This is a genomic window from Achromobacter sp. SIMBA_011 (assembly GCF_046535435.1).
In the GTDB taxonomy this organism is placed as follows: domain Bacteria; phylum Pseudomonadota; class Gammaproteobacteria; order Burkholderiales; family Burkholderiaceae_B; genus Achromobacter; species Achromobacter dolens.
Genome location: NZ_JAWRWN010001313.1, coordinates 1 through 231, shown reverse-complemented (window position 1 = coordinate 231; position 231 = coordinate 1). Strand labels below are relative to the sequence as shown.

Below are 231 nucleotides of genomic sequence, written 5' to 3'. Positions count from 1 at the left end.
ACGCGCGCGGCACGCGCCTTGCCGCGCTGAACCGGCGCGTCGAGTATCTGGACGGGATCGCGAAGGACACGTCGCCGAGCACCTTCGCGTCGCTGCGCAACTGGGCAAGCGACGCGGCCCGCGAAACGCGCAGCGCACGCAAGGCGCTGAAGAAGGAAATCAAGGCCGCGACCAAGGCCGCGAAGCGCCAGGGGCTGCCCGAGCCGGCCTATCCGGAGCTCAAGCTGCGCC

At 71.0% G+C, this 231-nt stretch carries 1 protein-coding gene; it reads left to right on the top strand.

All coding sequences use genetic code 11. From position 1 onward, the window contains the following. A partial coding sequence (locus tag SB816_RS35330; protein WP_410548664.1) for a hypothetical protein occupies positions 1–231 on the top strand: 231 nt, incomplete at both ends.